Here is a 4,360-nt window from a genome sequence, read left to right as displayed (position 1 = left end):
CAAACAAAGAAAAGAAAGTTTCCTTTGTTTGCATTTATCCAGTAGCGTTAGGGATAGAGGTGGTATCCTTTTTTCTTTTTCTGAAAAAAGATATAGCCGAAAGCCCGCCCCCGAAGCTTTTCGCGAAGGGGTAACGCCCAAATACAAAAAAGTCACCCCCTGACTATCACTGTTGTGAATATTAGTCAGGGGGTGACGGTATTTTTATTTATAAGAACTATTTACTAGTCTCTTCTTGGTTTTCTGTCTCTGTTGTCTCTGCGATCACCACCTCTGCGGTCGTTACCACCTCTACGATCGTTAGATCTTGGAGGACGAGCCGGACGATCTACCCAACCTTCAGGTTTTGGCATAAGAGCTTTGGCAGAAAGTTTTAGTTTTCCTCTTGGATCTTTTTCCAAAAGTTTAACATCAACTTTGTCTCCGATTTTAAGTTTATCTTCAACTTTGTTTACTCTTTCGTAAGCTATTTCAGATATATGAAGAAGACCGTCAGTACCCGGAGCAATCTCTACAAATGCACCAAATTCTTTGATATCCTTAACTGTACCTTCAAATACACTTCCCACCTCAGGAACAAAAGTTATATTGTCGATAGTCTGAAGAGCAAGGTCGATTCCTTCCTGGTTTGTACCAAGAATTTCAACTCTACCAATCTCATCAATTTCCTCGATTGTAATTGTAGTTTCAGTATCTTTCTGAAGTTGTTGAATAACTTTTCCACCAGGTCCGATAATTGCACCTATGAAGTCTTTAGCAACCTCAACAATAACAATTTTTGGAGCGTTAGCCTTAAGTTCAGCACGTGGAGCTTCGATAGTCTCAACTAATTTCTCCATAATGTGTAAACGACCATCGCGAGCCTGCATTAAAGCCTGAGTAAGGATTTCGTAAGAAAGACCTTTTACTTTAATATCCATCTGACAAGCTGTGATACCGTCAACAGTACCTGTAACTTTAAAGTCCATATCTCCTAAGTGATCTTCATCTCCTAAGATATCTGAAAGAACTGCAAATTTACCTGTTTCTTCATCAGAAATTAATCCCATTGCGATACCCGAAACCGGCTTAGTCATCTTAACTCCGGCATCCATAAGAGCCATTGTTCCCGAACAAACTGTAGCCATAGACGAAGAACCGTTTGATTCTAAAATCTCAGAAACAACACGTACTGTATAAGGACAGTCATTTGGGATCATTGATTTAAGTGCTCTTTGAGCTAGGTTTCCGTGTCCGATCTCTCTACGCGATACTCCTCTGATAGGACGAGCTTCACCAGTTGAGAATGGAGGGAAGTTATAATGTAAGTAGAATTTCTCTTCACCTTGTGTAGTTACAGAGTCGATTCTGTTTGCATCTAATTTAGTACCGAAAGTTACAGTTGCCAAAGCCTGAGTTTCACCACGAGTGAAAATAGCCGAACCGTGAACTGAAGGTAAATAATCAGTTTCACACCATATTGGTCTGATTTCTGTTGTAGCACGTCCATCTAAACGAATTCCTTCGTTAAGAACACACTGACGAACAGCTTCTTTCATTGATTCTTTGTAGTATTTACCGATAAGACCTTTTTTCTCTTCAAGTTCTTCTTCGCTATACTGAGCAATGAATTCTTCTTTTACTGCTGCAAATGCTTCAGTACGCTCAACTTTACCGGTTCCCTGTTTTGCAATTGCATAACATTTATCGTAACAAGCTTCGTTTACTTTAGCTCTTAATTCTTCGTCATCAGCCTCTTCGTGAGAATACTCACGAGGTGCAAGAACTTTACCAGCTTCTTCAGCCAGATCGATCTGAGCCTGACATTGAATCTTAATCGCATCGTGAGCAAGTTTGATAGCTTCTAACATTTCTTCTTCAGAAACTTCAAGCATCTCACCTTCTACCATAGCAACGCTATCCATAGAAGCTCCAACCATAAGCTCGATATCAGCAACTTCTAATTGAGCAGCAGATGGGTTTATTACAAATTCTCCTTCAACACGTGCTACACGTACTTCAGAAATTGGCCCTTCGAAAGGGATATCTGTTAATGATAAAGCTGCAGAAGCTGCAAGACCTGCAAGAGCATCAGGCATAACATCTTTATCGTGACTCATCAACTGAATCATGATTTGAGTTTCTGCGTGATAATCACTTGGGAATAATGGTCTAAGAACACGGTCAACAAGACGCATTGTTAAGATCTCTTCATCAGCCGGACGAGCTTCTCTCTTAAGGAATCCTCCCGGGAAACGACCTGCTGCTGCAAATTTTTGTCTATAGTCTACTGTTAGTGGTAAAAAATCTACTCCCGGAGAAGCATCTTTATTAGAAACCACTGTTGCCAAAATCATAGCATCACCCATTCTTACAACTACTGATCCGTCTGCTTGTTTGGCTAATTTACCTGTCTCGATCGAGATGGTACGTCCATCGCCTAAATCGATGGTTTTGTTAAATACCTTTGGTATCATATTTTTCTTTAATTAAACTGTCTGATTATCACCATACTATAACGTGACATCATAATCTATTTTTTACTCTCTGTAATTTGCGCCGCAAGTTACATCATTTATGTGTTAATGGGAAATTTTATTTTGTGATTAAATTTATTTGTTTATAGTACAGTTATGAGCTTATGTAAAAAATGACTTTCATATACAGATTAACAAATGAACAGTTAATTTACTGAAGTTTCCTGTGTCTTTTTATTGGTGCTATTCCCGGCTCTCCGCTATAGTTTTGTTTGGCATAGCAGTTCGAAAATTGCATTTCGGGATCTTTGATGATATTTTCATACTATTAAGCTATTGGTTTTTAACCTTTTTTTGAAAATATTTAGACACAAAAAAAGAGGCTCCATTTCGAAGCCTCTCTTTAATAACATTTCTGATCTGATTATTTTCTGATCCCAAGATCTTTAATAAGCTCACGATATTTTACAATATCTTTTGCTTTTAAGTAATCAAGTAATGAACGACGTTTACCTACCAATGCAACTAGAGAACGCTCAGTGTTAAAATCTTTACGATTTCCTTTTAAGTGTTCTGTAAGGTGATTGATACGGAAAGTAAACAATGCAACTTGTCCTTCTGTAGATCCTGTGTTCGTTTCACTTGCGCCATATTTAGCGAAGATCTCTTTTTTCTTTTCAGCTGTTAAATACATGCCAATATTATTTAAATGATTATTATGTACGTGCATCTTTTTCTAAAATGCGTGCAAATATAGTGAATATTTTATTATCACCTATCAATTTTAAAGCACTAATTTACACCAACTTGGGCATTTGTTACTATACTTATAAATACTCCTTTAATTCTGCATGAGGTACCGCAATACAAATTCGTGAATATTTCTGCCCAAATTCCTTACTGATTTTTGTGAAATACGACAGACCTACACTTCCTACTTTTGCCTCAAGGAGTTCCTCCTCACTCTTATTAACAATTACAAAAATTCCAACCGGAGCCGAGTTTTGATAAAATTCATCGGCCAACAGCTTTTTACTGCGAAGAAACTCTATATTCTTATTCATATCTTCGATAGTTTTCCTGCGGAATTCTTTTGCAGCGGCCATCCCTTGGGGAGTGGTTAGTATTTTTTCGACAAGTACCTGAGCAAACGCATTAATACCATTTGTGGCATACAGCAGATTAATATTAAACTCGGTGTTGAACTCTTTGTTTGTAGTATGTACAAATCCAATGCGCTGTCCGCTAAGACCTATTGACTTACTAAAACTTTCAGCCAGTATCACATTTTCATTCCCTGATAATCTGGCATAAAAATCATCATCTTCCTCAAAGAATAACTTTCTGTATGGACTGTCCCAAATAATAACAACATCATTAGCGCTCAGTTCTTCTACCAGTTCCAGTAACATTTCGTCATCGTATTTGTTACCCACCGGATTATTGGGATCGCAGACCAGAACTGCTGAGTTTTTGTATTGTTCTATATTATTTTTCAGTTCATCAAATGAAAAGTAAGTGCCGCTTTCAACTTTATTAATCTTCATGATATTGGCGTAAGCCCCCCAATAGAATTCAGGCAGAAACACTTTTTCTACATCTAATGTTTTAAAAACTAAATCCAATGCATTCATTCCCCCTGCAGTAACATAGATATTATCGTCGGAAGTTTTATTTTGGAAATAATACTTATTAATAGCAGATTTCAATTCGGACTTTCCAGAATTTGCAGGATAAACTTTAATCTTTGGAGAATCAAAATCAATCAGGGGAATCACTTCCGATAAATCGATATTGGCAACTGCCGGTACTCCCCGATTTAAGCGAAGATACTTTTCTCCTGTTTCCCTCTCTAATCGGGATAATTTATCCCCTATTCCAACAATTGCTGAATATTTTGCGCC

At 37.6% G+C, this 4,360-nt stretch carries 3 protein-coding genes; all 3 read right to left on the bottom strand.

The features are described 5' to 3' along the window. Window positions 1-224: 224 nt before the first annotated feature. Complete coding sequence (locus ABFR62_13250; protein MEN8139386.1) at window positions 225-2,456, bottom strand: polyribonucleotide nucleotidyltransferase; 2,232 nt, start codon at window positions 2,454-2,456, stop codon at window positions 225-227. Window positions 2,457-2,880: 424 nt separating this feature from the next. Then, window positions 2,881-3,150: a 30S ribosomal protein S15 gene (rpsO, locus tag ABFR62_13245; GenBank protein MEN8139385.1), complete on the bottom strand. Its 270-nt coding sequence runs from the start codon at window positions 3,148-3,150 to the stop codon at window positions 2,881-2,883. Window positions 3,151-3,283: 133 nt separating this feature from the next. After that, window positions 3,284-4,360 (bottom strand): pyridoxal phosphate-dependent aminotransferase (locus ABFR62_13240; GenBank protein MEN8139384.1); only part of this gene is annotated, 1,077 nt, incomplete at its 5' end.

The organism is Bacteroidota bacterium (assembly GCA_039714315.1).
GTDB lineage: Bacteria > Bacteroidota > Bacteroidia > Flavobacteriales > JADGDT01 > JADGDT01.
The sequence above is the reverse complement of the archived record's forward strand: the minus strand, read 5'-3'. Positions and strand labels throughout refer to the sequence as shown.

Bases quoted from the DNA above. Each gene is read 5' to 3' on its own strand.
- ABFR62_13250 (MEN8139386.1), bottom strand. From the start codon at position 2,456: ATGATACCAAAGGTATTTAACAAAACCATCGATTTAGGCGATGGACGT.
- rpsO (MEN8139385.1), bottom strand. From the start codon at position 3,150: ATGTATTTAACAGCTGAAAAGAAAAAAGAGATCTTCGCTAAATATGGC.